The sequence below is a fragment of the Paenibacillus canaveralius genome, from assembly GCF_047238265.1.
Lineage (GTDB): Bacteria > Bacillota > Bacilli > Paenibacillales > NBRC-103111 > Paenibacillus_F.
The window spans coordinates 1856505-1882860 of sequence record NZ_JBDFMM010000001.1 but is presented as its reverse complement, the minus strand read 5'-3'; the positions used below and the strand labels follow the sequence as shown (position 1 = coordinate 1882860).

Here is a 26356-nt window from a genome sequence, read left to right as displayed (position 1 = left end):
GCTGTTTAAATTGAAACCTTTACTGGCCGCCGACGGCCGTTAGCTTTTTCAGCGTATCCGCGATAAATGCCTCGTCCATCTCGCCTTTATGAATTTTCATGACCGTCCCGTCGGGTTTGATAAAAAATGTCGTCGGATATTCCACGACCCCGAACTGTTTCCGCACCTTCTCCTCGTTATCGAGCAGGATGGGCAGACTCAGATTGTACTGGTCCACGAAGTTCTGAACCGTTACCCGGCTGTTGTCCAGGTTGACTTCAAGGAACTCCACGTTCTTGTCTTTCCAAATGTCGTACTGCTTCTGCAAAGCGGGCATTTCCTTCTTGCAGGGAGGACAGAAGGTTCCCCAGAAATTGATCAGGACGCCTTTGCCTTTGTAATCGGAAAGCTTGTAGGACTTGTTATCGAGTCCGGTAAGTGTAAAATCCGGCGCTTTCGAGCCCTCGACCGGATATTTTTTATCGTCGGCGGATGTTAGGTTGTTGACGATCGTAAATACACCGATGATAAGAACAATGCCTAAAATGATAATCTGAACCCATTTTTTGTTCTTTTTCATAGCGAGCACCCTCAAAAATTTGACATAACTATACTCATTATAACGAAAAAAAAGGCCAAGCTTAGCGGCCTTTTTGAATTTTATGTGACTGCAAGGCCGCATCGCGCAGGCTGTTAATTTCGTCATTGCGCAGGACTCTGTACTTTGCTCTCGGAAGACCCGCCAGCAATAAAGGTCCGTATTGTACCCGTCTTAATTTGACCACCGGAAAAGATACGGCGTCGAACATTCTTCTCACTTGACGGTTCCGGCCCTCATAAATCGTAATGGAAATTACGCTCTCGTTCTGCTCCGGACGCACATCGACGTATTCGACCTCGGCGGGAGCGGTCATGCCGTCCTCCAGCTCGATGCCGGCTCTCAGACGGTCGAGTACGGAACCGTGCACGACACCCTTGACGGTCGCATGGTACGTCTTGGCCACATGATGCCTCGGATGCATCATCAGGTTGGCGAATTCTCCGTCGTTCGTCAGAATGAGAAGCCCTTCCGTATCGTAATCAAGCCGTCCGACCGGATATACGCGCTCCTTGATCCCCGGCAGGTAATCGGTTACGACTTTGCGCCCTTTGGGGTCCGCAGCGCTCGTAATAACGCCTTTCGGCTTGTTCAGCATCACGTACACTTTCGTCTGCTGCTTAATGGCCCGTCCGTCTACGGTTATGATATCCTCTGCGGGATTCACTTTCACGCCAAGCTGCGTAACGACTTCTTCATTCACGCTCACACGGCCGGCCAGAATCAGCTCCTCGCTTTTCCTGCGGGATGCTACGCCCGCCTCGGCCAGCACTTTCTGCAATCTCTCCATCCTCAACGTTCACCTCAAAGCTAATGATAACCATCCTTGCGTGAAATCACAAGTTCTCTGCCGGCGATTCCGCAAATGTTTTTTCGGGGGATACCGAGCTAAAGTCTCCCTCCCATCATTTATGGAAGGCCGGTGAAAGATGAAACGTCATAGGCAGGCGTGTATATAGGGCGGCCTAATTTTGAAAGGTTCTTCTGCTAATCGTTCCCTTAAGGGGCTGAAAATAATCATTTTTTGCCAAAATGAAAGCCCGACGGGCCCGTTTTTTCCGGGAAAAACAAAGAAACCGCCCGGTCCGGGCGGCATTCAGGTTGCGAACACGAGCAGGCAGATGACGATGGAAGCGACGAAACCGACCACATCGGAAATAAGGCCGACTTTGAGCGCGTATCCGGCTTTCCGGATGCCGATCGCCCCGAAGTACACCGTTATGACATACAGCGTCGTATCCGTGCTTCCCTGGACCGTCGAAGCGATCCGGCCGACCAGTGAATCGGGGCCGAACTGGGCGATCAGGTCGGTCGTGAAGGCAAGGGAGCCCGCGCCCGTTATCGGGCGCAGGATCGCCAGCGGGAGCACCTCGGACGGTACACCGAGAGCCTGGAACAGCGGCTTCAGCCAGCCCAGGGTCAGCTCCAGCGCACCCGATGCCCGGAACACGCTGATCGCAACCATCATGCCGACGAGATGAGGGATGATTTTGACCGCCGTGTCGAAGCCGTCCTTGGCACCGTCGGTGAACGATTCGTACACGGGCACTTTCCGGTAGGCGGCGTACAGCGGGATGAAAACGATAAGGACCGGGATGGCCCACGCCGAGAGCACGTTCACCCATTCGTACATCGGCGGCTCATCCTTTCACTACGGGGTTCGCCGGGAGCTTGCGCCTGTACCAGCGGTCGACGATGATCGCGGCGGCGGTGGATACGACTGTAGCCAGCAGAGTCGTGCCGACGATTTCCGACGGATTGATGGAGTTGTAATTCATCCGGATGGCAATCAAGGTCGTCGGAATGAGCGTGATGCTGGCCGTATTCAGCGCCAGGAGCGTGCACATGGCGGGGCTGGCCGTATCCTTGTGGGGATTCAGCTTTTGCAGCTCCTGCATCGCCTTAATTCCCATCGGAGTAGCGGCATTGCCGAGCCCGAGGATGTTCGCGCTCATGTTGGACATGATGTACCCCAGCGCGGGATGATCCTTCGGGATGCTGGGAAACAGGAAGCGGACGACGGGACGAAGCAGAACGGCCAGCTTGGACAGCAGGCCGGCGTCTTCGGCGATTCTCATCATGCCGAGCCAGAAAACCAGCACGCTGATAAGACCGAAGCAGACCGTCACACCGCTCTTGGCGCCGTCGAAGGCAGCCTGCGTTACGGCTTCGACGTTGCCCTGGACTGCGGCAACCCCAAAGCCGGTTACGATGAAAAACAACCAGATCCAATTCACCATCGTTCTTTCCTCCTTTCCTGTACTTGCCTACATGCCGGGTGACAGCACCGCCCGGACAACTTTGCGCAGGGATACACTCCATGCGTTCCAGACGCCGGCGTCCGCTTCGGTGGCCTGAAAGCCGAATGCCGCCTTGTCGGCCGCTTTCAGGCGCGGACTTGCCGGGTCTACCAGCGGAACGGTGCCGAGCAGGCGCTCGTCGAGCTTTAACAGGAGACGGCCTTTCTCGCCGAGCCGCGCATCCAGAGACTCCGGCGGATACGACTCCGGTTCGGAGGTGACGCGGTCTTTTTCCGCAGAGAGAAGCGGGTACGAGAACTCTCTCTCCGCAACATAAGGCGTCCCTTCTACCGCCTGGCCCTTTTTCAGCAGAGGAACAAGCGGAAAATGTTCAAACCCCCACTGAAGCAGACGGGTATGATCCGCCCAGTCGTCGCCGTCGTTTAAAGTCACGACGACCAGTCGCTGTCCGTTCCGCGTGGCGGAAGACACCAGACACCGTTTGGCCAGCTTCGTGTAGCCCGTTTTAACCCCGTCGGCCCCGTCGAAAAGGCCCAGCATTTTGTTTTTGTTAAACCAGGTGTACTCCCACGATTCGTTCGGGTTGGGCACTTTGATCATTTTCGTCTGGACAATTTCCTGGAACGTCGGATTTTTCAGGCTGTAAGCCGCCAGTTTCGCCAAATCTTCGGCACTGGAATAATGATCGGCACTCTCGTCCAGCCCCGACGGGTTCGTGAAATTCGAATGGCCGAGCCCGATCTGTTCGGCTTTCCGGTTCATCATCACGGCAAACCCTTCCACGCTGCCGCCTACATGCTCGGCTATGGCCGTCGCCGCATCGTTGCCGGAACGAAGCATCAGCCCGTAGAGCATGTGCTTCAGGCTCATTTCCTGTCCCGCCTTCAAATAAAGGGACGAGCCTTCTTTTCCGGCCGCGCGAGTGCTAACTTTGACAATGTCCGTCAGTTTGCTCTCCTCGATGGCCACGATCGCCGTCATGATTTTGGTCAGGCTCGCTATTCTCATCGGCCTGTCTCCCCGCTTCGAGTAAAGAACTCTGCCCGATTTCACGTCGACGAGGGCCGCGCCCTCCGCGTTCGTTCCTATCGCCGGGGGTTCCGCCGCCAAGGCCGCTGCGCCAAACACGTTCAGCATGCACAAAAACGCCAGCATACCGGATATCCACATCCGTTTGCTCATATGCCCTTCCTCCCATTGCCCCTCGCATCCGGGTCAAGACTTGTCTTCCCTCCAGGGAACTTTGTACAAGTATATGCTTGACCCGCCCGCTTATGACCGCTCCTCTGACAGGAGGCGGTTCTTTACAAATTCCCGGTTCTCCGGTATACTTCTTTAGGATTGTTTAAGAAACGGCCCGAAACACCAAGCAACTGCATATGGAGATCACCGGAGGAGCCTGTCATCACAGGCTCTTTTTTGCTCTTTTTGCCTCCTGATCCATTTAACGGGCGGCCGTGCAGCAACCTGAATCCGTCTGAACGTGGAAATGCTAACAACGCTTGATAGCCGCTAACTAAAGGAGAGATCGTGTCATGACGCAAGTCTGGATCGCACTTATCGTTTTTCTGGCAACCTATGCCGTCATTATCTCGGAAAAGAAAAACCGCGCCGTCGTCGCCCTGCTGGGAGCCGCCGTCATGGTCATCTTCGGTATCGTCGATATACATAAGGTGTACACGGAATATATTGAATGGGGAACCATCGCTCTGCTGGTGGGCATGATGATTCTTGTCGGCATCACCAACAAAACCGGCGTGTTCCAATATGTAGCGGTACGCGCGGCAAAATTGGCCAAGGGAGATCCGATGCGCATTCTCATCTTCTTACCCCTTCTGACCGCGGTCGGGTCGGCCATGCTCGATAACGTAACGACCGTACTGCTGGTCGTACCGGTCACCCTGTCGATAACCCGGATGCTCAACATTAACCCGGTTCCATTTCTCATTTCCGAAATCATCGCATCCAATATCGGAGGAACCGCTACCCTGATCGGAGATCCGCCCAACATTATGATCGGGTCGGCAAACCCTCATCTCACGTTTAACGTTTTCTTGAGCAATCTCGCGCCCGTAACCGCCATTATTTTCGCCGCAACGCTGTTGATGCTGCGCATCATTTATAGAAAGCAGCTTAAAACCAGTCCCGAGCATAAAGAAAAATTGATGAAACTGGACGAAAAATCCTATATCCAGGATCCCGTTCTCATGAAAAAATCACTCGTTATTCTCGGAATTACCATTCTCGGATTCGTGCTGCATTCGGTCATTCATGTGGAAGCCGCCGTTGTGGCCATCACGGGCGCCGTGCTTCTGATGCTTTTCGGATTAAAGGAAAAAGAGGTCGAAGAAGCTTTCGATTCCGTCGAATGGGTCACTATTTTCTTCTTCGCAGGTTTGTTTGCCTTGGTAGGAGCTCTGCAGGAAGTCGGTATCATCAAAAGTCTGGCCCAGCAGGTGCTCAACATAACCGGGGGAGACGTGCGGCTCGCGGCTCCGCTCATATTGTGGGGCTCGGGGATTGCGTCCGCCACCATCGATAACATTCCTTTCGTCGCGACTATGATTCCCCTCATTAAAGATATGGCCGTGAGCATGCAGCTTCCCGCCGACTCGATGGAAATTAATACGCTCTGGTGGTCCCTCGCCCTGGGAGCGTGCCTCGGGGGCAACGGAACTCTCATCGGCGCTTCGGCCAATGTCATCGTGGCGGGAATTGCCTCTAAAGAAGGCAAAGGATTCAGCTATTGGGAATTTCTCAAAATTGGAGCGCCGATCACCCTCGTTTCGCTCCTTATTTCCCACCTGTACCTTTATTTCCGTTATATGATTTTTTTACCGTAACAGGGGCACTTCGTATAACTGCAGAAAAGAGACAAAAGCCCGGAATCGGTTCAAACCGATTCCGGGCTTTTGTGCTGCGGGAAAAGAGTTACAACTTGATGGTGTCCGCCTCGATATTAATGTTCGAAGTCCCTGTTCCAGCACCGCCAAGACCAGAAGCGTTTCCGCCCTGCTTGAACATAGTCTGGACACGGTCCACGATTTGCGGAGCGGAGTCGATCAGTCGTTCGATCAGATGAGTCTGGTTGTCGAGCGGCACGATCTTCACGCCATGTATGCCTACGACCAGAAACGCGATCGGTGTAATGGATACGCCGCCGCCGCTTCCGCCGCCGAACGGCATTTCCACGGCCGCTTTCTCAAGACCGCCGCGGCCCACGTCCGGAAGAGTTTCCGTCGTGAATTCACTGCCGCCTGCCGCGAAACCAAACCCGACTTTACTGATCGGCATAATGACGCTGCCGTCCGGTGTTTCTACCGGATCGCCGACGATGGTGTTCACATCCACCATTTGCTTGATGTTTTCCATGGCTGTTTTCATCAGCCCTTGAATCGGATGATCGGTCAATGAAGTCTCCTCCTTTGGGTCCCTTCAAAGCTTAAGTTCCTTGCTTGAAGGAATGTTAGGTCTGCATCCGATAGGTTACCCCGCGAATGAACTTCGTATGTAAACCGTCCGGGACCTTGCCGGTTTTTACGTCGCGGCCGGCTCCGGCCTTTTTGACCGTTCTTCATCTCCCTGAATCACCTGACGCAGCAGACGGAACCAGGCACGTATTCCTCCGGGCGTTCTGAAGATCCTGTAGATCAGTCTGCATCCGGAAAGACCCAGGGCTGCCGCCTTGGCCTGAACCACACATACAAACTGAATTTGAAAAGATGTACGGTTATACTGCGGATTTACAGCCAGTTTCGGAACGGCGGACAGCGGTACGTATTTCGTCAACAGACCGACAGCCGCCGATTTTATAGTCCAGAACGTTCCGGCCAGAACAGCCGTCTGCACCGCGTCGCCCGCACCTATGCCCGTGCTCCATTTTAATTGCGTACAGCGGAACAGACCGAGAGTACGCTTCAACCAAGCATTGAAGCCTTCCGTATGCCGCAAGAGATCTTTACCTTCGCGGTAAATGGCCCGAATGCGTTCTTTATCGACTTTGCCTTTGCTCTTATTGGCTATATTCATCGTATTTTCATTGGTTTGATCGACTTTAAACGTCAACCCGTCGATCAGATTGTGAAACTGAATGGCCGGCACGTTCACCCGGTATTTAATCCAGCCGTACAGAGCCCGGACTTGAACATACATTTCGTCATTTTCCCCGACCCGGTTCCAATAAAGCGTAAGCTGAACGGAGCTGAGCATGACCAGTACGACTGCCAGGATCAAAACAAGCAGAACGGCGGTTATGATTCCCACGATTAACACAAGCACCCTCCTCCGGCAAACCGACCTTCCTAGTATCACCCGCTCCATCCAGATCATGCATACTTTTTGAGTGAGGATACCCCGCTTCGTTTCCATATAAAAAGCGCCCCGCTTGCACTCGGCAAGCCAGGACGCTTCTTCTGCTTATTCTTTATCGGACGTATCCGAATCTTTACCGATACCGTCGGGCAGCTCCCAATCCTCCTGCCCCGGGGAATCGAAGCGGAACGGTTCCGTTTCCGAAACAGGATTATGCTCTTCCCCTTCAAAAAGCGGCAAGTCCCGCCCGTCTTCCGGCCGCAAAGCAGCCTCCCCGGCAGCCGTTCCGTCCAGCAGCTCGCGACCCAGATCTTCGAATGTAAGCTGGTCGGTACCGTCCCCGTTTAATTTATCAAACAGGAGTTTGGTTTCTTCCTCAAGATCGAAATCGCCGACAAAAGCCGGCGACTCGGGAAGATCGTCGATTGAACTCAAACCGAAATATTCGAGAAACGGCTTCGAAGTTCCGTACAAAATCGGCCGTCCGATCGCTTCGGCGCGGCCCGTTTCCACAATGAGCTCCTTCGCCATAAGGGTATGAAGAGCACGCTCGGATTTGACTCCGCGGATTTCCTCGATCTCCACCCGGGTGATCGGCTGTTTGTAGGCAATGATGGACAGCGTTTCAAGCGCCGCCTGCGACAAAGACGAACGGGAAGGAGAATAAGCCAGCCGTTCGAAATAAGGCGCATGTTCGGGAATCGTCGTCATCTGGTAGGCGCCGGCGACCCTCGTAATCTGAATCCCCCTGCCTCCGCGGCGCAAGTCGTCCTGAAGCTCTTCCACAAGCTCGGTCACGATGTGCGCGTCCGTCTCCAAAATATCGGCAAGCTGTTTCTTATCCAGCCCCTCGTCTCCCGCCACGAAAAGCAGTCCTTCAATAATCGATTTCATCTGTTGAAAGTCCATCCGTCAACTCTCCCTCTTTGGCCTGAATGACGATGTCTTCAAACAGCCGGTGCTGAAAGCATTGAATCTTTTTCATCTTCATCAGTTCCAATATCGCCAAAAACGTGACCACGATTTCCTCGCGGCTGCACTGCTTTTCGAAAAGTTTCGAGAACAGGAGCCGCCCGCCCTTATTCCGCAAAAGATCCACGAGATCCACGATCCGGTCCTTGACGGATATTTCGTCCCGCCGGATTTTCGTGACCTGGTTCCGGTGGACCATCTTGCGCAGCGTACGCTGAAAGGCCAGCATCAAATCGTTGACGTCCAGCCCTTTCACGGGGTTCTCCTGCACCTGGGGAACATAGGGCGCCAAATCCTCAGGCTCGCGCGTGAACACGAGGCTCCGCTCCACTTCCTTGTCGCGCAGCAGATCGGCAATCGCTTTGTATTTACGGTACTCGATCAGCTTCTGCACGAGTTCGGCCCGCGGATCGAAATCGTCCTCTTCGTAATAATCGAAGTCAAGATCGAGTACGGGAGGCTTCGGCAGCAGCATCTTGCTCTTGATCGCCAGCAGCGTGGCGGCCATGACCAGAAATTCGCTCGTCACTTCCAGCTCCAGCTCGTGCATAGCCTGGACATATTCCATATACTGCTCCGTGATGTCCTTGATCGGGATATTGTAAATGTCGACCTCGGACTTATCGATCAAGTGAAGCAGCAGGTCGAGCGGCCCTTCGAACGCTTCAAGTTTGTACAGCATTTTCATGAATCTGCTCTCCCAAAAAAAGATCCCCGTCCTAAGTGGCCGGGGTTCCGAATCGCTTGCCAAGCGCTGTAGGGAGTGCGCGATCTGAAAACCGCGGTCAGCCCTGCAGACTGCTTCGTAAGATTAGCCATTTCTATCGCGGTAACGGCGGCATCCCAGCCTTTGTTGCCCGCTTTCGTGCCGGCCCGTTCGACCGCCTGTTCAATCGAATCGGTCGTCAGGACTCCGAAAATAACCGGAACACCTGTTTTTAATGAAATGGCGGAAACGCCTTTGGCCACTTCGTTGCAAACATAATCAAAGTGAGGCGTGGAGCCGCGGATTACGGTTCCCAGCGTAATGACGGCGTCATATTTGCCGGTTTCCGCCAGTTTTTGTGCAATCAGAGGAATTTCGAAAGCGCCGGGTACCCAGGCGACTTCGACTTCGGTATCTTCCACACCGTGGCGCTTCAGCGCGTCGAGCGCTCCGCCCAGCAGCTTGGACGTAATAAATTCATTAAACCGGCCCACAACGATGCCGTATCTCTGTCCTTGGGAAATCAGATGACCTTCATAATTTTTTACCACAATAACCGACTCCTTCTAGTATACAAATTGATGACGCAGATAAAAAGAGATTTTTAGAAAAAAGCATCAGTTTGGATCAAATTGGAGCAAATGGCCGAGCTTTTCCCGCTTGGTATGCAGATATCTGGCATTATCTTCATTATGCGGCATTTGGATCGCGACTCTCTCGACAACTTCCAGCCCATAACCTTCCAGCCCTTTGATCTTCCGCGGATTGTTCGTAAGCAGGCGGATTTGCCGGATTCCGAGATCTTTTAAGATCTGGGCTCCTACTCCATAATCGCGCAAATCGGGAGCGAATCCCAGCTTGACGTTCGCTTCGACCGTATCGAGTCCTTCTTCCTGAAGCACATAAGCCTTCAGCTTGTTGATCAGCCCGATGCCGCGCCCTTCCTGGCGCATATAGAGCAGCACGCCCGCCCCCGCATCGTTAATCTGCTGCAGGGCGGCAGCGAGCTGGGGACCGCAGTCGCAGCGGTGGGAGTGGAACACATCTCCCGTCAGGCACTCGGAGTGTACGCGCACCAGCGTCGGGACCGAACCGTCAATATTCCCTTTGACAAGCGCGACATGTTCCTTCTGGTCCAGCTGGTTTGTATACGCGATAGCCTGAAACGTCCCGAAATCCGTCGGCAGCTTCGCCTCCACTTCCCGCTTGACCAGATTTTCCTTCTCGCTGCGGTAGTGGATGAGGTCTTTGATCGTAATGATCTTCAGCCCGTGAATGCGGGCCACCTCCATCAAATCGGGAACCCGGGCCATCGTCCCGTCTTCTTTGATCACCTCGCAGATAACTGCCGCGGGATACGAACCGCTCATACGGGCCAGGTCGACGGCCGCCTCCGTATGACCCGCGCGGCGCAGGACGCCGCCTTTTTTCGCAATGAGAGGAAAAATGTGCCCCGGCCTGCGGAAATGAAGCGGCTTCGCTTCCGGATCAATCAGGGCCTGGATCGTACGGGAGCGCTCGTGGGCGGATATCCCCGTCGTCGTCTCCGCATGATCCACGGACACCGTAAAAGCCGTGCCGTGATAATCCGTATTGCGGCTTACCATGGGAGGCAGATCCAGTTCCTGCGCCCGTTCTTCCGTGATCGGAGCGCAGACGAGTCCGCGGCCTTCCTTGATCATGAAATTGATGACCTCGGGCGTCGTTTTATCGGCCAAGGCTATGAAATCGCCTTCGTTCTCTCGGTCCTCATCGTCCACGACGATAATGACCTTCCCTGCGGCCAGATCGCCGACCGCTTCTTCGATGGAATGAAACGAGTACGTGTCTCTCTCTGTCATTTTGTTCCCTCCTTCAAAAAAATATCGGTGAACTTACCTTCACAAAAATCCGTTCTCCGCCAAAAATTTCTCGGTCAGTCCGTCCTGTCCGGCGCGGGAATGTATCCCCCCGCCCGTACCCGTGCGGAGCAGCTTTTCAATATATTTCCCAAGCACGTCACATTCGATGTTCACGCCGTCCCCGGGCTGTTTATCCTGAAGAACCGTTTGGGCCAGCGTATGCGGAATGATCGATACCGCAAACGTGCTGTCCGTCACATCCGTAAGCGTAAGCGAGATGCCGTCGATCGTAATGGAGCCGCCCGCGATCATGTAGCGCAGGATAGCGGGATCATCCGGCTCCAGCCTGTAGACGACCGCATTCTCCTCCGGCGTTCTGGCCCGGATCCGGGCCGTGCCGTCCACGTGTCCCTGCACGATATGGCCGCCGAAACGGCCGTTCGCCGGCATCGCCCGTTCCAGATTGACGCGTGCTCCCGTCTGGAGCGCGGCCAGGTTCGTTTTGCGGTACGTCTCCGGCATGACGTCGACGGAAAAGGTTTCCTTGTCATAAGCGACGACGGTCAGACAGACGCCGTTGACGGCTATGCTGTCGCCGAGGTTCACATCTTCCAGCACTAGGCGCGCGCCGAGGGTCAGGACCATCGCCTGCCCCTGCTTGTGTATCCGGCGCATGACGCCGATTTCTTCGATTAATCCGGTAAACATGATGAAGCCTCCTCCTCGGCGTACTGCGGGTAACCCGTGAGACAGACGTCTTCGCCGACGGTGTCGACGGTCATCCGCGCGAGCCGGATCGCCTCGCTCATGCGGCCGAATCCGGCGAAAGACGCGTTGTCCGGCGCCTCCGGCCCGCCGCCGATCCATTTCGGGGCGAAAAACAGCACCGCCTTGTCCACCAGGCGGTTTTCCAGCATCGCCCCGCTGAGCCGTCCTCCGCCTTCCAGGAGGACGGAGGGCACCTCCCGCTCGCCAAGCAGCTGCATCGCGAGCGGGAGATCGACGTGCGGGCCGCCGCACGCCAGCACTTCGGCGCCGAGCGCCTCAAGCGCTTCGCGCTTGGCCGGATCGGCGCCGGCTGTGGTCAGGATGAGCGTCGGCCGCTCATCCTGACGCCGCAGCACCCGCGCGGACAGCGGCGTCCTGAGCTGCGAATCGACCACGATTCGCAGCGGGTGGAGCGCCGGCACGCTCAGCCGGGTGGTCAGCTCGGGATCGTCGGCAAGCACCGTGCCGATCCCGACCATGATCGCGGCGTGGCGGTGCCGCATCGCGTGAACAAGCTCGCGGGCTGGCGCCCCGGTGATCCACTTGCTGTCGCCGGTTTTGGCGGCGATCTTGCCGTCGAGCGTGCTCGCGGATTTCATCGTGACGAAAGGCAGCCTCGTCACGATGAACTTGTTGAACGCCTCATTCAAGGCGTTCGCCTCGTCCGCGAGCAGCCCGGCCTCGACAGCGATGCCCCGGCTCCGCAGTCTCGCGATTCCCGATCCCGCCACCAGCGGGTTCGGGTCTACGGCAGCGACGACGACGCGGCGGATGCCGCTTTCGATGAGCCGGTCGCTGCACGGAGGCGTCTTGCCATAGTGGCTGCACGGCTCCAGCGTGACGTAAGCCGTGGCGCCTTCGGCTTCGACGCCGGCCATCTGCAGCGCGTGCACTTCGGCGTGGCCTTCGCCCCGCTTCAGATGGGCGCCCATGCCGACAATGCGGCCGTCTTTAACGACGACGCAGCCGACGACGGGATTGATGCCCGTCTGGCCGAGCGCAGCCTGGGCCATTTGCAGCGCCACGCGCATATAAGTTTCGTCCTGCAGAGGTTGAAGCATGATCGTTCTCCTTTCTTGCCGGGAAAGGCCCGGGACAGGCTCTTCCTTGCCCTATTCGTCAAGCTTGCCGGCTTGCCGCCTGCGTTTAGTCTTAGTTTCTCCCGCTTGATCCAAAATGTTGAACCTGAAAAAGCCCCTGTCCGTTTCGGACAAGGGCGTTGGTTGGAATAGCAAGAACGTGCGTGAAGCCAGTCTGCGGGCACAAAAAAGTACCTCCGGGCCCTGGGGGACCGGTTACGAAAATTCTCCGGCAGGTATGCCAAAGAAGCGTGCTTCTGCCTGACATTCGTGTTATGCGGAAAAATGCCATCGGCATCAACGGCAGTGGAAAAAAGCGCAAGCCAAGGCCCTGCGGACCCGCTGTCTTTTATGCCGCTGCGTATGAACTCCGGAACTTTCTAGCACAAATAAGCCGGCCGGAAAAGGGCAGCGTATGTACTTAAACAAGCTCTTTCCGCGCGAATGCAGGTAAAGCTTCGTATGCAGACTGAATCGTTTCGTTCTCCTTCTCCCATCCAGACTTTAACTGTCGGTCTCGGACTCTCACCAAGTCAGCCGGATTGTCCCGCGTCGGAACGCTTAAAATCAGACAAGCCGGGTCACGGACTGAACTGCAGACCGGATAACCGGTACTGCGGCAACACCGCCGGTAGGGACTTCCACCCCGCCCCGAAGGATTGATTCAATCTTATTCGATTGTTGACTGAATAGTACCATTGTCATTTCCAAAATGCAAGTGTCAAGTTGACTAGTCCGCTCGGAAAACGGTATAAGAACACCCCCTGCCGGGAATGGCTGAATAAGAACGGTCATAGTGATATCGCTCGGAATGGGAAGTTGAGATTGATCAGGGAATGATTCTTGTTTGCCGTATCACAACGGAACTTGAAGCGGAGAGGCGAGCGGTCGGTCCTTCGGGACATGCTGATCATGCGGAATAGACAGCTCATCCGATTGTTCCTGCCGTTCCGACTTTTCCGGGCGATCAACTTTTACGGAGGGAAAGCGAATACAATGCACCGGTACACAGATTTTTCCTTACATGATTTGAATGCGGCCCGAAATATGACGAAGATCGGTTTTGCAGAGCTATGCCGCTGCGAAAATCGCGCGATTCCTGTTATCGTTCGCGGACGTGTCCTCCCCGAGGGATTAAAGGCAAGCGGGTGGGACAAAGCCCGGCTCTGGCATCAACTCGATCTAGCCGGCGTGGATTCCCTGCTGGATGTCGCGTACGCGGAAATACGCCGCGACGCCCTGATTATAAAAAGCCCCTGACCGGCCGCTATATTTCAGCGGTTGATCAGGGGCTTTCGGGTTCAATTCTTACACTTCGACGATTTCGACTTTCTCCATCGTGTCGCGGCCTTTGAACGCATCCACGTATTCCATGCCTTTGGTTACTTTGCCGAAAACCGTGTGCTGGCCGTCAAGATGAGGCTGCGGCTGGTAGCAGATGTAGAACTGGCTGCCACCCGTATTGCGGCCGGCGTGGGCCATTGCAAGCGTTCCGCGCTCATGCTTGTTCGGGTTGATTTCGCAGTCGATCGTGTATCCGGGACCGCCTGTACCGGTGCCTTGCGGGCAGCCGCCTTGGGCTACGAAGCCCGGGATGACGCGGTGGAAATTAAGTCCGTTGTAGAAACCGGAATTAGCCAGCTTCTCGAAGTTTGCCACCGTATTGGGGGCATCCTTTTCAAAAAGGTCGATCAGCACTTCGCCGCCGCCTGCCATCGTAATTTTCGCTTGTTTTGCCATGTGGGACACTCTCCTTTTATGTATCGGTTCCTGCTTGGATTGCGGGGTACATGATTGTGAAGCAATCTCTCTCATTGTACTCCATATTGAATGGATGTACAAATAAACAAGCCGGAGGGCAGCCCTCCGGCTTGCTGGCCGTTCCGGGAGGGTTTCCCGGATATCGGGACTTCAGCGGACCGGCTGAATTTGTTTCATCCGTTCCGGCACGACGTCGTTGCGGACCAGATCTTCATACGTTTCCCGTTTGACCGCAACGTCGGCCGTTCCGTCCTTTACGAAAACGACGGCAGGTCTGCGGATCCGGTTGTAGTTGCTGGCCATGGAGTAATTGTAGGCTCCCGTACTGGCAACGGCCAGAATATCTCCCGACTGCACAAGAGGAAGCTCCACGTCCCAGATCAGCATATCGCCGCTTTCGCAGCACTTGCCCGCGATGGATACCGTCTCCTGTGAAGCCTCCGAAGCCCGGTTCGCCAGCATCGCTTCATACTGGGACTGGTACAGGGCCGGACGCGGATTATCCGTCATGCCACCGTCTACAGAAACATACTTACGAACACCGGGAATGTCCTTGTTCGTTCCTACGGTGTATAGAGTCGTTCCGGCATCGCCGACGATGCTCCGGCCCGGTTCGATCCAAATCTCCGGCATCGGATAAGATACGGCCTCGAAGCGGGTTTTGACCGCTTCCGCGATCGCTTCGACGTAAGTCGACATCGGCAGAGGCGTGTCACCTTCCACATAGCGGATTCCGAAGCCGCCGCCCAGGTTGATGACCGAGAAAACCACGTTCAGCTCATCCCTTACCTGCGAAGCGAACTGGGCCACCTTCTCGGCCGCCACCCGGAAACCTTCGACCTCGAAAATTTGCGAGCCGATATGGGAATGTACGCCGAGCAATAGCAGATGATCCGCCGCGGCGGATTCTTTGACCGCTTCGAAAGCGGCCCCGTTCCCGAGGTCGAATCCGAACTTCGAATCGATTTGGCCGGTGGAAATATATTCGTGCGTATGGGCTTCAACGCCCGGTGTTATTCTCAGAAGAATCGGCACGCGCTTGCCTTTCGAACCCGCAATCGCATTAAGCATGCGGAGCTCCGTGAAGTTATCGACGACGAAACAGCCGATTCCGGCGTCAAGCGCCATTTCAATTTCGCCCGGCGTTTTGTTGTTGCCGTGGAAGTGTATGCGCTCGGGAGGAAAACCGGCCTGAAGCGCCGTAAACAGCTCCCCGTCGGATACGACGTCAAGGGACAGTCCTTCCTCGGCTACGATGCGGCACATCGCCATGACACAGAACGCTTTGCTTGCGTAAGCGACCTGAAATTTTAACCCCGACGCCTGAAAAGCATCGACAAACTCGCGGCAGCGCCTGCGTACAAGCGCCTCATCCACAACATATAACGGTGTTCCATAACGGGCGGCCAGTTCCGTGGTATCCACACCGCCGACTTCCAAATGGCCTTGAGCGTTAACTCGGCTTGTTCCATGAAGATGCATCGTCCGTTTCCCCTCTTCGTTATCCGTATCCGTGACTGCTTCCGTGTTGGTTCTCCATTACATTATTAACTAAAGTAACACAATGTCACTTAGCTGACAACACAACTTTCACGGAAGGAGGCAAGCCGGAACGGACGCACTGTCATTCGGGCGCAGGCTGGCGGGTTCCGTCTTTCGAACGGGTGATGCTCAGCCTTGTTTTGTGCTTCAGCACCGGCAGACGGAACACGATATTAAGCAGTCCCATCGCATTGAACGGAAGGAAGGGCCACATGTAGGGAGCCGTGTGCGAACGCTGAAGGGCCAGGAACATCAGCCACACCGTGCATGCGATGACGAAACCCGGAACTTTGAAGAGCGCCACCGAAAACAGCAGGACTAGCCGGACGATCCGGTTGGCGAGGCTAAGCTCATAGCTCGGGGTGGCAAACATGCCGATCGTCGCGATTGAAATGTAGAAAATAATTTCATTCGTGAACAGCCCCGTTTTGACGGCAATGTCTCCGATTAGAATAGCCGCCACCAGTCCCATGGCCACGGATAAAGGCGTCGGCGTATGGACGGATGCCATCCGCATCAGATCGATCCCGAGTTCGGCGAGAAGAAACTGGACCAGAACGGGGATTTTACCCGGATTTTGCGGCCCTATGAATTCAAGTCCGGCCGGTTTAAGCCCCGGCTCCAGTACCATCAGGAACCATAAGGGGAGAAGAAACAGGGAAGCCAGTATACCCAGAAAACGGACCCAGCGCAGATAGGAGCCGATGATGGGAAGCTGGCGGTATTCCTCCGCGTGCTGGAGATGATGAAAGAACGTCGACGGCATGATCATGACGCTGGGCGAAGTGTCGGACATCAGGATGACGTGCCCCTCCAGCAGATGAGCGGACGCAACGTCGGGCCTCTCCGTATAACGGACCAGCGGGTAAGGGTTCCACCCTTTCGCCACAATCGCTTCCTCCAGACTGCTTTTCGGCCAGCGGAATGCCGTCGAGCTCCACGTTTTTGACTTTGTCGCGTATCGCCTCGACCAGCTCGGGATTCGCTATGTCGTCGATATAGCCGATGCAGATATCCGTGCTTGTCCGCTTGCCCACCTGCATGATTTCGACCCGAAGCTTCGGATCGCGCACTCGTCTACGGACGAGTGCCACGTTCGTCATCAGCGTTTCCACGAATCCGTCCCTTGATCCGCGCACGACCCTTTCAAGGTCGGGCTCTTCCGTGGAGCGGACAGGGAAGTTTTTGGCGTCAACGGCGAGTGCCGTGCTTTCCCCCTCGATAAAAATACCCGTCGCACCGGTCATAACCTGGCCGATGACTTCTTTCATCGTCTGGTAAGGGTTCACCTGGATATGCGGGATAAGGTACTCTTTCAGGCTTTCGGCTGGGTTTTCCTCCATTGCCGCATGGTCCGCATAACTTAACCTATCGAGAACCATGGTCAGGACCTGATCCTTGGCCAGCCCGTTTACATAAAAGAAGCCTACCCGGACCGAACCGAAAACCATTTGGCGCAGCACCAGGTCGAACGAGGTCCCGAGTCCCGAGCGCTCCTCCAGCATATCGTTGACTTCCTGCATCGAAAGAGGAATGGGGTCATCTGCAGGCTCGGAAGAGTCACCGTTAGACGGTTCCTTGTCTTTTTGGCCCTGCTCGTCCCCCTTTTCACCGGTTTTCCGTTTCGGCCCCTTCGAGTTCGCGGTTTTCCCGCTGCCGCCTTCCTTGGTGCGGCTGTCTCTGTCTTTGTCCCCGCCATTCTCCGGCTGCCCTCCGCTCTCCCGCTCCCCTTCTTGGCTTGCAGCCGGATTTTTCCGGAAGAAAGAAGCTTGAATAGGACCCTTGTGTCCATCCTGCAAAAGCTTCTTGATCCCGAAGGCATCTTCTTCCGGAAAGCCTCCGGAAGAGACCCGCTCCCTGTCTGCGGGTCCGCCTTGGCCGGAGGATTCAGCCCCTTGGCCCAATCGGCGCCCGTGCTCTTTACCAGCCGCCCCGGTCCCCTCTTCGGATGATCCTTTGCCGGCCCGTTCGTCCTCGCGGTTCCCTTTGTGCATTCTGCCGGGGGCGGAATTGTCCGGCGCTTCTTCATGCCGGGATTCGACCGGATTTCCTTGCGCCCGTTCATGCTTACGGCGATCCGGATTCCCGCGCCCTTCACCTTCGGGCGCTTCTTTCTCCGGAGCATCTTCCGGCGCCGTGCCCAGAATTTGCGGCCGTTCCTTACGCCCGGCATCTCCGGCCTCTTCGTTCAGCTCCGTCCCCGATGGAGCGTACTCCTCCGTTTCCGGAGCGGCGAAGAGATTGCCCGCTTCATCGATCTGGAGGGCGGGAGGTTTAGTCCTGCCGCCCGCGGTGTCACCGTGACCGGTCTCTTCGCCCGGCCCCGCGTGCCTGCGGTCTTTATCTTTTACCATCTTACCGATTAACTTCTTCATGCCTACTCCTCCTCAGCCTCAATAAATAAACCATTCGAACAAGGAGCCCAGAACCTTGCCTGCGATCATGGCCATGAGCAGCCATACCATGTAGGACGTTACGCCTACCCGTTTCGCGAGTACCGGCAGGACGTTGATAATTTCCGTCAGGGCTGCGGACAGCATGCCTACAAACGCGCCGGCAAACAGCCCGAAAATCCCCGTCCACCAGACCGGAGCGGACAGCTTCCAGTTAAAGAAATCCGTAACGGTGAAAAAAAGCGAGCCGGCAATGACCGCGATCTCGCAGCTTCGGATGCGGTTCTGAGCCCGGCTCACCTGCAGCAGACGCGGGATGATATCCAGCACAAGCAGAAAAGCCACCATGCCGCTGCCGACCGCGATGCCCCCCGCAAGTCCGGTTACGACGGCGGCCGTCCAACCCAGCAGCGTGATCATGAGGAGGGCTCCTGCGGTTTCTCGCGGTTTAAAGACTGGTATTCCTCGGTTATCGTATAGCGGTCGATATTCTCCTGATAAGTAAACATTTCAACTTCGAGCGGGCTCGGTTCTTCGTTGAATTTTTTCTTGAAGAAATGATTAAAAAAAACCGCCATACCGATTCCGATTCCAAGCGAATACGGAATTTGCAGAAACAGCGGATGCTCGGTTTTACTGCCGGTTACAAGCTCGTACACCCGCTGATGCACCTCAAGCATGCTGACGTCCGCATGAAAATTCATAATGGTGAGGCCCGACCCGATAAAAAGCAGAACCCAAACCGCCGCGAGAAACAGCAGGTTGGGTTTGCGGGAGCCCGAATCGACCTCCACAAGCGTATGCGGTTCGCCGAAATGTTCGATCTGCAAATGAGGGTGCACGTTCTTGACAGCCGCCACAATGCTCAGCATGTCGATCAGAATACGGTTGCCGTCCTTGACTTTCGGGTGAACCAGAACAAGCTCCCGGAGCGTGCTTTCATACTCGGGCTCGACAATCATCTGAGCCACTTTCCCCAAGGTAACCGGCTCCCGTGCGGGTACCCGTATTCTGCGGCGCAAGCGGATATAGAGACAGGCGTCTGCGGTTTGTTTCAACCCTCATCCCCCCAAAAACATCCTTTTGCCACTAGTATGCGGCGCTTCCGGCAGAATCATCCAAGGAACCGTTCCCAAACTTTGCTTAGGATGCGCTCCGCTTAAATACCGCCATGTATAAAAATCCTCCGCCGAGGAACATTAGGTACGAAAATGTTAGTCCAACTTCCAAACAGGTGGTGAACACCCATGTCTCGAATCGCTCTTACCCTGATTATCGTAGGCGCGCTGAACTGGCTTCTCGTAGGAATCTTCGAGTGGGATCTGGTTTCCGCGATTTTCGGCGGCGAAGTACACCGCGAATCTTCCGCCTTCAGCCGCATTATTTATACGCTGGTCGGATTGGCGGGCATCTACAGCCTTTCGTTCTTCTTCCGGGACGATGCGGCCGTACGCTAACGAAACCTGATCCCGGTTCCGCTTCTTAGGAAAAGCCGGGACAGATCCACGAAACGTTTCAGTCTCCCGGCGGGCGGACGTATCGTGGATTTTTCTTTTATTCCGGAAAAAACAAAAAAAAGACCAGAGCGCTATTGAGCGATCTGGTCTTTTATGGACTGCAATATTTTTTTCTCCAGCCTGGATACCTGGACCTGTGAAATGCCGAGCCTGCTGGCGACCTCCGACTGTGTCTGATCCCGGAAATACCGGAGATACACGATCAGCCGTTCCCGTTCGTTCAGAGCGCCGATGGCTTCATTAAGAGCCAGTTTCTCGAACCATTTGTCCTGGGTTTCGTCGGCGATCTGGTCCATCAGCGTGATGGGGTCCCCGTCGTTCTCGAACACGGTTTCGTGGATCGAGGAAAGCGGCTTGCTCGCCTCCTGCGCGAAGACGACTTCCTCCGGCGTAATCTCCAGCGCATCCGCGACCTCCTTGATCGTCGGAAGGCGGTTCATGCCTTTGGAGAGCTCGTCCTTGGTCTTGCGGATCTTGCTGGCCAGTTCTTTAAGCGATCGGCTGACTTTCAGCGTTCCGTCGTCACGGAGAAACCGCTGGATCTCCCCGATTATCATCGGAACCGCATAGGTCGAAAACTTCACATCGTAGGACAAGTCGAACTTGTCGACCGATTTGAGCAGCCCGATGCAGCCGATTTGAAACAAATCCTCGGCTTCGTAGCCGCGGTTCAGAAAGCGCTGAACGACGGACCAGACGAGCCGGATGTTGGAATTAACCAGCCGTTCCCGGGCGAGCGAATCGCCCGATTGGCTGAGTGCGATCAAACGCTTGACTTCACTATCATCCAGGAAACTGTGCGAGGAACCTTTCAAATCGACATCCATCGTATCAAACCCCTAGTTTACCAAAGCTTTTTTGGATTCAATTCTCTTCTTCATCCGGATGCGGGTACCGGTACCGACTTCGGTGACCACGTCGACCTCATCCATAAAGTTTTCCATAATCGTAAATCCCATTCCGGATCTTTCCAGCTCCGGTTTGGACGTATACAGCGGCTGCTTGGCTTCTTCCAGATCTTCGATACCCGCACCGTTGTCTTCCACGGTGATATAGACCTCATCATCCACAATTTCCGTTACGATCGTGACGACTCCGTCGGGTTTGTTGTCATAACCGTGGATAATGCAGTTCGTTACCGCCTCGGAAATGACGGTCTTGATATCCGTCAATTCGTTCATGGTCGGATCGAGCTGGGAAATGAACGAAGCGACGGCGACACGCGCGAAAGCTTCATTCTCGGACTTGCTGGCGAATTGGAGCTTCATGAAATTCGATTCGCTCATAACGCGACCTCCAGACTGGAGATCGCGGATCTCTCGTTGTCTTCGATCGTTACGATCTTGAACATGCCCGACAATTCGAACAAGCGGTAAACTTCCGGAGAGATATCGCAAACCACCATCCGGCCGCCTTTGCCCGTAATCTGCTTGTAGCGCCCTAGAATGACACCCAGACCCGAGCTGTCCATGAAGGAAAGATCCTTCAGGCTCAAAATGAGGTGTTTGGTATCCTGCCGGAAAATGGCATCTTCCATGCGGGTTTTGACCACATCGGCCGTATGGTGATCCAGTTCCCCTTTCAGACGAACGACCAGCGCTTTACTTCTGTGCTCAAATTCGATTTGCAAACTCATGTGCCATGTCACTCCTTCCCACATGACTCACAAGTTCTACAATTCCTTTGGCATTTCCTGCCTGCTGACAAAACTAGAAGAAAAGCGCCAAAAGCTCTTCGGAAGCGGGAAAATGCGACTTTATTCTCCGCCGAACAGGCTGCGCGCCGACCTCTTCATCAGCGTCCACCAGCCAGCTTTTTTAACCTCGGCGGGAGACTCGATCGGGTACTCCGTCAGCACTTCGTTGTTCTTGTACACGACGATTTTGCCGATAGGCTGTCCCTTGGCGATCGGCGGCTTCAGATCCTGGTTAAGCTGGAGCTCGTGGCGAATGCCTTCTTTGCCCTCGCCTTTTTTCATCAGAATGCTGTACGAACGCGCTGCGGTCAGAGGTACCGACGCCACGTCGCCCTTGCTGATCTTAAGCTCCCCGAGGGCGTCTCCGGCTTTGAAGATCGGGAAATTCGTGTACTGGGCAAACGCGTAGTCGAACAGCTTCGTCACTTCGGCATTGCGTGTTTTCGTGTTGGGTTCGCCGAGTACGACGGCAATCACGCGGAAACCGTCACGGATAGCGGTCGCGGACAAGCAGAACTTCGCTTCGCTTGTGTATCCCGTCTTCAGGCCGTCCGCTCCCGAATAAAAACGGACGAGCTTGTTCGTATTGACGAGCCAGAACGGTTTGGCGGAATCTTTCCGCAAATGGTCTTGGTAGTTGCCGGTAAACTTCGTGATGCCGGTATGTTTGAGAAGTTCACGCGACATAATCGCGATGTCATGCGCGGAGGTATAATGATTTTCCGTCGGGAGCCCGTTGCAGTTGGAGAAATGGGTGTTGTTCATTCCGAGCTGCTTGGCGCGCTCGTTCATCATCGCGACAAAATTTTCCTCGGAGCCCGCCAGCTTCTCGGCCATCGCTACGGACGCGTCGTTCCCCGAAGCCATGGCGATACCTTTGAGCATTTCTTCAACGCTCATCTCTTCGCCGGGCTCCAGGAAGATTTGCGATCCGCCCATCGACGCCGCATATTCGCTGGTGCTGACTTTGTCCGTCATTTTGATTTTTCCGCTGTCTACGGCTTCCATAATGAGAAGCATCGTCATGATTTTCGTGATACTGGCCGGCGGAAGCTTCGTATCCATGTTTTTGTTCACAATAATTTCGCCCGAGTCCGCATCCATGAGTACAGCCGATTGCGCATTGGGAGCGAGATCAACCTGCTGAGGCTTCTCCTCTTTGGCCCAAGCGGCCGGCCCGGCTGCGGTCAGCAGCAGACTCAGCGCCAGAACCGCGCAGCTCATTTTCTTCCACATCGTCTTCTACCCCTCCTGCTCAACAATTAGACATACGATTCACAAACCGGGTGGCCGGCAGGTAAACCGGGAATTTCATTAAGCAGTCTTGACGGAACCGGGTGAAAATATTCCAGTGATTCCCTGTCCCCCGCAAAAGTCTTCAACAAAAAAGAGCGGGCTTCTCAGCCGCGCTCTACTCTTTCCCCTATTTCAATTCTCGTTTAACCAGACATTCAGCAGAGAGATCAGCTGATTTAAATCGACGGGCTTGGAGATGTAGTCCGAAGCGCCGGCCTCGATACATTTATCCCGGTCGTTTTTCATGGCTTTGGCCGTGACGGCAATGAGCGGAAGATCCGCCCACTCTTCGCGCTGCCGGATGCGCGTCATCGCCTCGTATCCGTCCATCCCCGGCATCATGATGTCCATCAGCACGACGTCGATATCCGGCGTCCGTTCCATCAGCGCGAGACATTCGATCCCGTCGCCAGCGGTCAGCACGCGCATTCCTCTGCTTTCCAGCGCCACGCTGAGCGCCGTGACGTTACGGGGATCGTCATCCACGATAAGCACCGTTTTTCCCGCGATAATCGTTCCCGTACGCCCGGAAGCTTCCCGCTTCGGCCTAGCCGGAGCCGGCAGGGCATCCGCCTCCGCTTCCATTGCGGAAGCCGCTTCCAGACTGGCCGTATCCGCCCGTTCCAGGCAGCAGATATACAGCGTGAAGGTGCTTCCCGCTCCTTCCTCGCTCGCCAGATGGATGCAGCCGTTCAGCAGACCGGCCAGATCGCGGGAAATGGACAGTCCCAGCCCCGTGCCTCCGTACTGCCGGCTCGTGGCCCCGTCCGCCTGCCTGAATGCCTCGAAGACATGCTCCTGCTTCTCCTTCGGAATGCCGATCCCCGTATCCCGCACGGATATCGCCAGTGCCGTCGTCCAGTCGAGCCCGGGCAGCAGGTGGTTCTCTTCGCTCTCTTTGGCACGCCGCAGCGATAGGGTTACTTCGCCGTAATGCGTAAATTTAACCGCGTTCGACAGCAAATTCTTGACGATTTGCTCCAGCCGCTGACCGTCGGTCTGGATGATCTCCGGCAGTCCGGGTTCGATGGTACGTTTGAACGCAACATCTTTGTCTTCCAGCATTTTGCCGAAAAGATGTTCCATTTTGTCGGGCAGTTCCGTCAAATTAAACGGCGCGTAATTCACTTCGAGCTTGCCCGCTTCGACTTTGGAGAGATCGAGTACGTCATTGATAAGGGCGAGCAAATCGTTGCCCGCTTTATGAATCAGCTCCACGTACTGAAGTTCTTCCTCGCTCAGCGTGTTGTTCTGATTTTCAGCGAGGAATTGGGACAACAGCAGCATGCTGTTCAGCGGTGTCCGCAGTTCGTGGGACATATTCGCCAGAAATTCCGATTTGTATTGGGACGCCAGCTGCACCTGCTCCGCCTTGGCCTGGAGCTCCAGTGACGCCTGTTCAAGCTCCAGCGTTTTTTGTTCCGATACCCGGTACTGGGCTTCCAGCTCTTCGTTGGTGACCTGCATTTCTTCCGTCTGGGTGCGCAGCTCTTCGGATTGAACTTGCAGTTCCTCCGCCATCACTCTGGATTCCTGCAGGAGGCGCTCCACTTCCATGCGGCTTCCGACGCTGTTAAGAATAATAGCGAACGAACTGAGAAGCTCTCTCAATACCAGACGCTGAGAAGCCGTAAACGGCTCGAAAGAGGCAAATTCCACCACGGCCGTAACCGAACCTTTAAAGGAAGCCGGGGCGATCAGAATATGCCGGGGCGCCGCTTCTCCGAGGCCGGAGCGGACCGTCACATAGTTTTCCGGCAGGTGGTCGACGGCCAGCATCCGGTTTTCTTCGGCACACTGCCCGACAAGCCCTTCGCCCGGCTTAAACATGCGGCGGCGCTCCCCGTCTCCGCCATCGGACGCGTAGGCCGCCATCCGGTGAAGGCCGTATTCGCCTTCGACGGTTTGAAGCACGTACACCACACCATAGGGAGCGCGGAACAGTTCCGCCGCTTTGCGGACGAACATTTCGGATAGTGCCGTCGTGTCCGTAAAGCCCTGCAAAGCAGTCGTCAGCTCGGCCACCTGCGTTTTCTCCCCGGTCTCACGCTGCACGTTGTCGAGCAGACGGTTCGTGGCGTCCCCAAGGTCGCGGATTTCATCGCGCGATTTCACTTCGATCCGTTCGGATAAATCTCCTTCCGACGAAGCCAGGTGGTTGATGGCGCGGATCACCTTGCTGATCGTTCCCTGAATCGAGCGGGAGATGAGTATGGCCGTCGCGATGGCTACGGCCGCCACGCCGAACATCATCAGGTATAGGGCGCTGCGCATATCCTGATTGCGCTCGTCGAGATTGGCTACCCGGTCCACCGTCAATTTCGTTTCCGTGCTGCGGAACGTGTCGATCATCACACGAATCCGGTCCATATATTTCTTGCCGGGATCCTCTTGAAAATACTGCTGGATTTGCGGAGTATTCCCGGCCTTTTTCCAGGCAATGACAGGCTGTCCCGACTCGGCGATCCATTTCTCGATGACCGAACGCAGTTCCTCCAGACGTTTCTGCTGAGAGGGATTGTCGGCAACAAGCCCGTGAAGCGTATCGTAATCGGACAGCCAGCCAGCCTGCGCTTTCTCATATGGCTCCAGGTAGCGGTCGTCACCGGTAATGACATACCCCCGCTGGCCGGTCTCCATGTCGAGGAGCTCTTTTTCTATCTCCGACGTAATGTCATGCACCGCGATATCGTGTTCGGTGACAAAGTCGATCTCGTTCTGTAAAGATACAATCCGTCCGTTAACGGCAAAAATCGAGGCCCCCAGGCAGATCAGGATAAGCAGGTAGCCGGACATAATTTTCCACCGGATACTGAAACGCCGTGCTCGCGCCACACTTACTCCCCCTAGCTAGTTATACTTCTCTTTAACGAATACAAGGGCACGGCCGAAAAGGCCGCATGCTCCCGATAAGGCACACGACTCGCAGAGGCCTGCAGCAAACACAGCCTTTTGCATTCGCATTAAAAAGCTCAATTTAACTAGTATACTACTGATCTCTATCACGTGCTAACTGTCTTTACTAGATTTTTATAAAAAAAAGCCCTTGCCGCGTTTGGGGAAACAAAAAGGAGCCCGCCCGGGACTCCTTTTCCATAACCGTACCGCTCTTATTCGACCACCAGAACCGATTTCATCTCGTCATGGCCTTCGCCGCAAGGCAGGATACACTTAATTTCGTATTTGCCCGGCTTCTCGAAGTTCACTTCCTGAGACTTGTTCGTTCCGTCCAGCTTAACGTCAACGCCTTCACCCGTAATGTCGATGGCGTGCACGCCTTCTTTCAGGATGAGAGAAACCTTGGTCTGGCCTTTCGGAATTTTGTACTCCGCTTGATCGAATTTCCAGTTGGATGCTGCAATTTTGAGAGAAGCGCCGGCTGTTTCTTCCGCGGCTCTTTCCGCTTGTCGGGCATTGATATCTTGAAAGAGGAAACCCACTCCCATAGCACTCGCGCCGATAAATAGTACAAACATGATCCACTTGTACATGAAGATCCCCCCATCGCGTAATTACCTAATTATTGTACCTAAAATATCGGAAATTGCCTAATCCTTTCCTGAGGCAAACTTCGAATAATTTGTGACAATTTTGTGATATTTGATCTCCAGGCCGCTTCGGACCTACCCTGCCCCC

The 26356-nt window shown here is 55.1% G+C and carries 24 protein-coding genes, 3 pseudogenes and 1 riboswitch; of the genes and pseudogenes, 3 read left to right on the top strand and 24 right to left on the bottom strand.

Annotated elements, in window-relative coordinates; all coding sequences use genetic code 11:
- Positions 1-19: 19 nt before the first annotated feature.
- From resA to ABC395_RS08810, 5 genes are all read right to left on the bottom strand, one after another.
- A complete protein-coding gene (resA, locus tag ABC395_RS08830; RefSeq protein ID WP_413002327.1) occupies positions 20-559 on the bottom strand; it encodes a thiol-disulfide oxidoreductase ResA in 540 nt (179 codons plus the stop codon).
- A 61-nt stretch (positions 560-620) separates the two neighbouring features.
- Positions 621-1367 carry a pseudouridine synthase gene (locus ABC395_RS08825; protein ID WP_413002325.1) on the bottom strand — a complete coding sequence of 249 codons (747 nt, stop codon included), beginning with the start codon at positions 1365-1367 and terminating at the stop codon, positions 621-623.
- A 306-nt stretch (positions 1368-1673) separates the two neighbouring features.
- Positions 1674-2210, bottom strand: a complete 537-nt coding sequence (locus tag ABC395_RS08820) for a spore maturation protein (protein WP_413002323.1) — start codon at positions 2208-2210, stop codon at positions 1674-1676.
- Between the two features lie 7 nt (positions 2211-2217).
- Positions 2218-2817 (bottom strand): nucleoside recognition domain-containing protein, encoded by a 600-nt coding sequence (locus ABC395_RS08815; RefSeq protein ID WP_103995152.1) that lies wholly within the window; start codon positions 2815-2817, stop codon positions 2218-2220.
- Between the two features lie 27 nt (positions 2818-2844).
- Positions 2845-4020, bottom strand: a complete 1176-nt coding sequence (locus tag ABC395_RS08810) for a D-alanyl-D-alanine carboxypeptidase family protein (RefSeq protein ID WP_413002321.1) — start codon at positions 4018-4020, stop codon at positions 2845-2847.
- Between the two features lie 353 nt (positions 4021-4373).
- Between ABC395_RS08810 and ABC395_RS08805 the strand changes: the two genes are divergently transcribed.
- A complete protein-coding gene (locus ABC395_RS08805) occupies positions 4374-5681 on the top strand; it encodes an ArsB/NhaD family transporter (RefSeq protein ID WP_413002319.1) in 1308 nt (435 codons plus the stop codon).
- Positions 5682-5769: 88 nt separating this feature from the next.
- Here the strand turns inward: ABC395_RS08805 and ytfJ are convergent, their stop codons facing one another.
- The 8 genes and pseudogenes from ytfJ to ribD all read right to left on the bottom strand — a co-directional run bounded on the left by ytfJ (position 5770) and on the right by ribD (position 12497).
- Positions 5770-6249, bottom strand: coding sequence for a GerW family sporulation protein (gene ytfJ / locus ABC395_RS08800; RefSeq protein WP_413002317.1), 480 nt, complete (start codon positions 6247-6249; stop codon positions 5770-5772).
- A gap of 126 nt (positions 6250-6375) precedes the next feature.
- Positions 6376-7110 carry a DUF2953 domain-containing protein gene (locus ABC395_RS08795; protein ID WP_413002315.1) on the bottom strand — a complete coding sequence of 245 codons (735 nt, stop codon included), beginning with the start codon at positions 7108-7110 and terminating at the stop codon, positions 6376-6378.
- A 345-nt stretch (positions 7111-7455) separates the two neighbouring features.
- Positions 7456-8058, bottom strand: a pseudogene (gene scpB, locus ABC395_RS08790) (SMC-Scp complex subunit ScpB); the annotation flags it as partial.
- Entirely contained in the window at positions 8027-8809 is a 783-nt protein-coding gene (locus ABC395_RS08785) for a segregation and condensation protein A (protein ID WP_413002314.1), read from the bottom strand. The pseudogene scpB and the gene ABC395_RS08785, both read right to left, overlap by 32 nt.
- 110 nt (positions 8810-8919) lie before the next feature.
- Positions 8920-9378 (bottom strand): annotated as a pseudogene (gene ribH, locus ABC395_RS08780) (6,7-dimethyl-8-ribityllumazine synthase); the annotation flags it as partial.
- Positions 9379-9444: 66 nt separating this feature from the next.
- A complete protein-coding gene (locus tag ABC395_RS08775) occupies positions 9445-10668 on the bottom strand; it encodes a bifunctional 3,4-dihydroxy-2-butanone-4-phosphate synthase/GTP cyclohydrolase II (protein ID WP_413002313.1) in 1224 nt (407 codons plus the stop codon).
- Positions 10669-10707: 39 nt separating this feature from the next.
- Positions 10708-11376 carry a riboflavin synthase gene (gene ribE / locus ABC395_RS08770; RefSeq protein ID WP_413002311.1) on the bottom strand — a complete coding sequence of 223 codons (669 nt, stop codon included), beginning with the start codon at positions 11374-11376 and terminating at the stop codon, positions 10708-10710.
- On the bottom strand, positions 11361-12497 hold the full coding sequence (ribD, locus tag ABC395_RS08765; RefSeq protein WP_413002309.1) for a bifunctional diaminohydroxyphosphoribosylaminopyrimidine deaminase/5-amino-6-(5-phosphoribosylamino)uracil reductase RibD: 1137 nt from the start codon (positions 12495-12497) through the stop codon (positions 11361-11363). Before ribD ends, ribE begins: the two co-directional genes overlap by 16 nt.
- A 499-nt stretch (positions 12498-12996) precedes the next feature.
- A riboswitch (FMN riboswitch) is annotated at positions 12997-13178 on the bottom strand.
- A gap of 333 nt (positions 13179-13511) precedes the next feature.
- Between ribD and ABC395_RS08760 the strand changes: the two genes are divergently transcribed.
- On the top strand, positions 13512-13775 hold the full coding sequence (locus tag ABC395_RS08760; protein ID WP_413002307.1) for a hypothetical protein: 264 nt from the start codon (positions 13512-13514) through the stop codon (positions 13773-13775).
- Between the two features lie 48 nt (positions 13776-13823).
- Here the strand turns inward: ABC395_RS08760 and ABC395_RS08755 are convergent, their stop codons facing one another.
- The 5 genes and pseudogenes from ABC395_RS08755 to ABC395_RS08735 form a co-directional block, all read right to left on the bottom strand.
- Entirely contained in the window at positions 13824-14255 is a 432-nt protein-coding gene (locus tag ABC395_RS08755; RefSeq protein WP_009674443.1) for a peptidylprolyl isomerase, read from the bottom strand.
- A gap of 171 nt (positions 14256-14426) precedes the next feature.
- A complete protein-coding gene (gene lysA, locus ABC395_RS08750) occupies positions 14427-15758 on the bottom strand; it encodes a diaminopimelate decarboxylase (RefSeq protein ID WP_413002305.1) in 1332 nt (443 codons plus the stop codon).
- A gap of 142 nt (positions 15759-15900) precedes the next feature.
- A pseudogene (locus ABC395_RS08745) lies at positions 15901-17593 on the bottom strand (spore germination protein).
- Between the two features lie 618 nt (positions 17594-18211).
- Positions 18212-18631: a stage V sporulation protein AB gene (locus ABC395_RS08740; protein ID WP_413002303.1), complete on the bottom strand. Its 420-nt coding sequence runs from the start codon at positions 18629-18631 to the stop codon at positions 18212-18214.
- A complete protein-coding gene (locus ABC395_RS08735) occupies positions 18628-19269 on the bottom strand; it encodes a stage V sporulation protein AA (protein WP_413002302.1) in 642 nt (213 codons plus the stop codon). Before ABC395_RS08735 ends, ABC395_RS08740 begins: the two co-directional genes overlap by 4 nt.
- A 189-nt stretch (positions 19270-19458) precedes the next feature.
- Between ABC395_RS08735 and ABC395_RS08730 the strand changes: the two genes are divergently transcribed.
- Positions 19459-19668 carry a DUF378 domain-containing protein gene (locus ABC395_RS08730; RefSeq protein WP_103995167.1) on the top strand — a complete coding sequence of 70 codons (210 nt, stop codon included), beginning with the start codon at positions 19459-19461 and terminating at the stop codon, positions 19666-19668.
- A gap of 131 nt (positions 19669-19799) precedes the next feature.
- Here the strand turns inward: ABC395_RS08730 and sigF are convergent, their stop codons facing one another.
- The 6 genes from sigF to ABC395_RS08700 all read right to left on the bottom strand — a co-directional run bounded on the left by sigF (position 19800) and on the right by ABC395_RS08700 (position 26211).
- On the bottom strand, positions 19800-20555 hold the full coding sequence (gene sigF, locus ABC395_RS08725) for an RNA polymerase sporulation sigma factor SigF (protein WP_217556212.1): 756 nt from the start codon (positions 20553-20555) through the stop codon (positions 19800-19802).
- Positions 20556-20567: 12 nt separating this feature from the next.
- Positions 20568-21014, bottom strand: a complete 447-nt coding sequence (gene spoIIAB / locus ABC395_RS08720; protein ID WP_009674418.1) for an anti-sigma F factor — start codon at positions 21012-21014, stop codon at positions 20568-20570.
- The gene (gene spoIIAA / locus ABC395_RS08715; protein ID WP_009674398.1) at positions 21011-21364 is read right to left on the bottom strand and encodes an anti-sigma F factor antagonist; all 354 of its coding nucleotides are present in this window, start codon (positions 21362-21364) and stop codon (positions 21011-21013) included. Before spoIIAA ends, spoIIAB begins: the two co-directional genes overlap by 4 nt.
- Before the next feature lie 120 nt (positions 21365-21484).
- Complete coding sequence (locus tag ABC395_RS08710; RefSeq protein WP_103995169.1) at positions 21485-22660, bottom strand: D-alanyl-D-alanine carboxypeptidase family protein; 1176 nt, start codon at positions 22658-22660, stop codon at positions 21485-21487.
- Between the two features lie 192 nt (positions 22661-22852).
- Positions 22853-25555, bottom strand: coding sequence for a CHASE3 domain-containing protein (locus tag ABC395_RS08705; protein ID WP_413002298.1), 2703 nt, complete (start codon positions 25553-25555; stop codon positions 22853-22855).
- 275 nt (positions 25556-25830) lie between these two features.
- Positions 25831-26211 carry a cupredoxin domain-containing protein gene (locus tag ABC395_RS08700; RefSeq protein WP_103995170.1) on the bottom strand — a complete coding sequence of 127 codons (381 nt, stop codon included), beginning with the start codon at positions 26209-26211 and terminating at the stop codon, positions 25831-25833.
- Positions 26212-26356 lie beyond the last annotated feature (145 nt).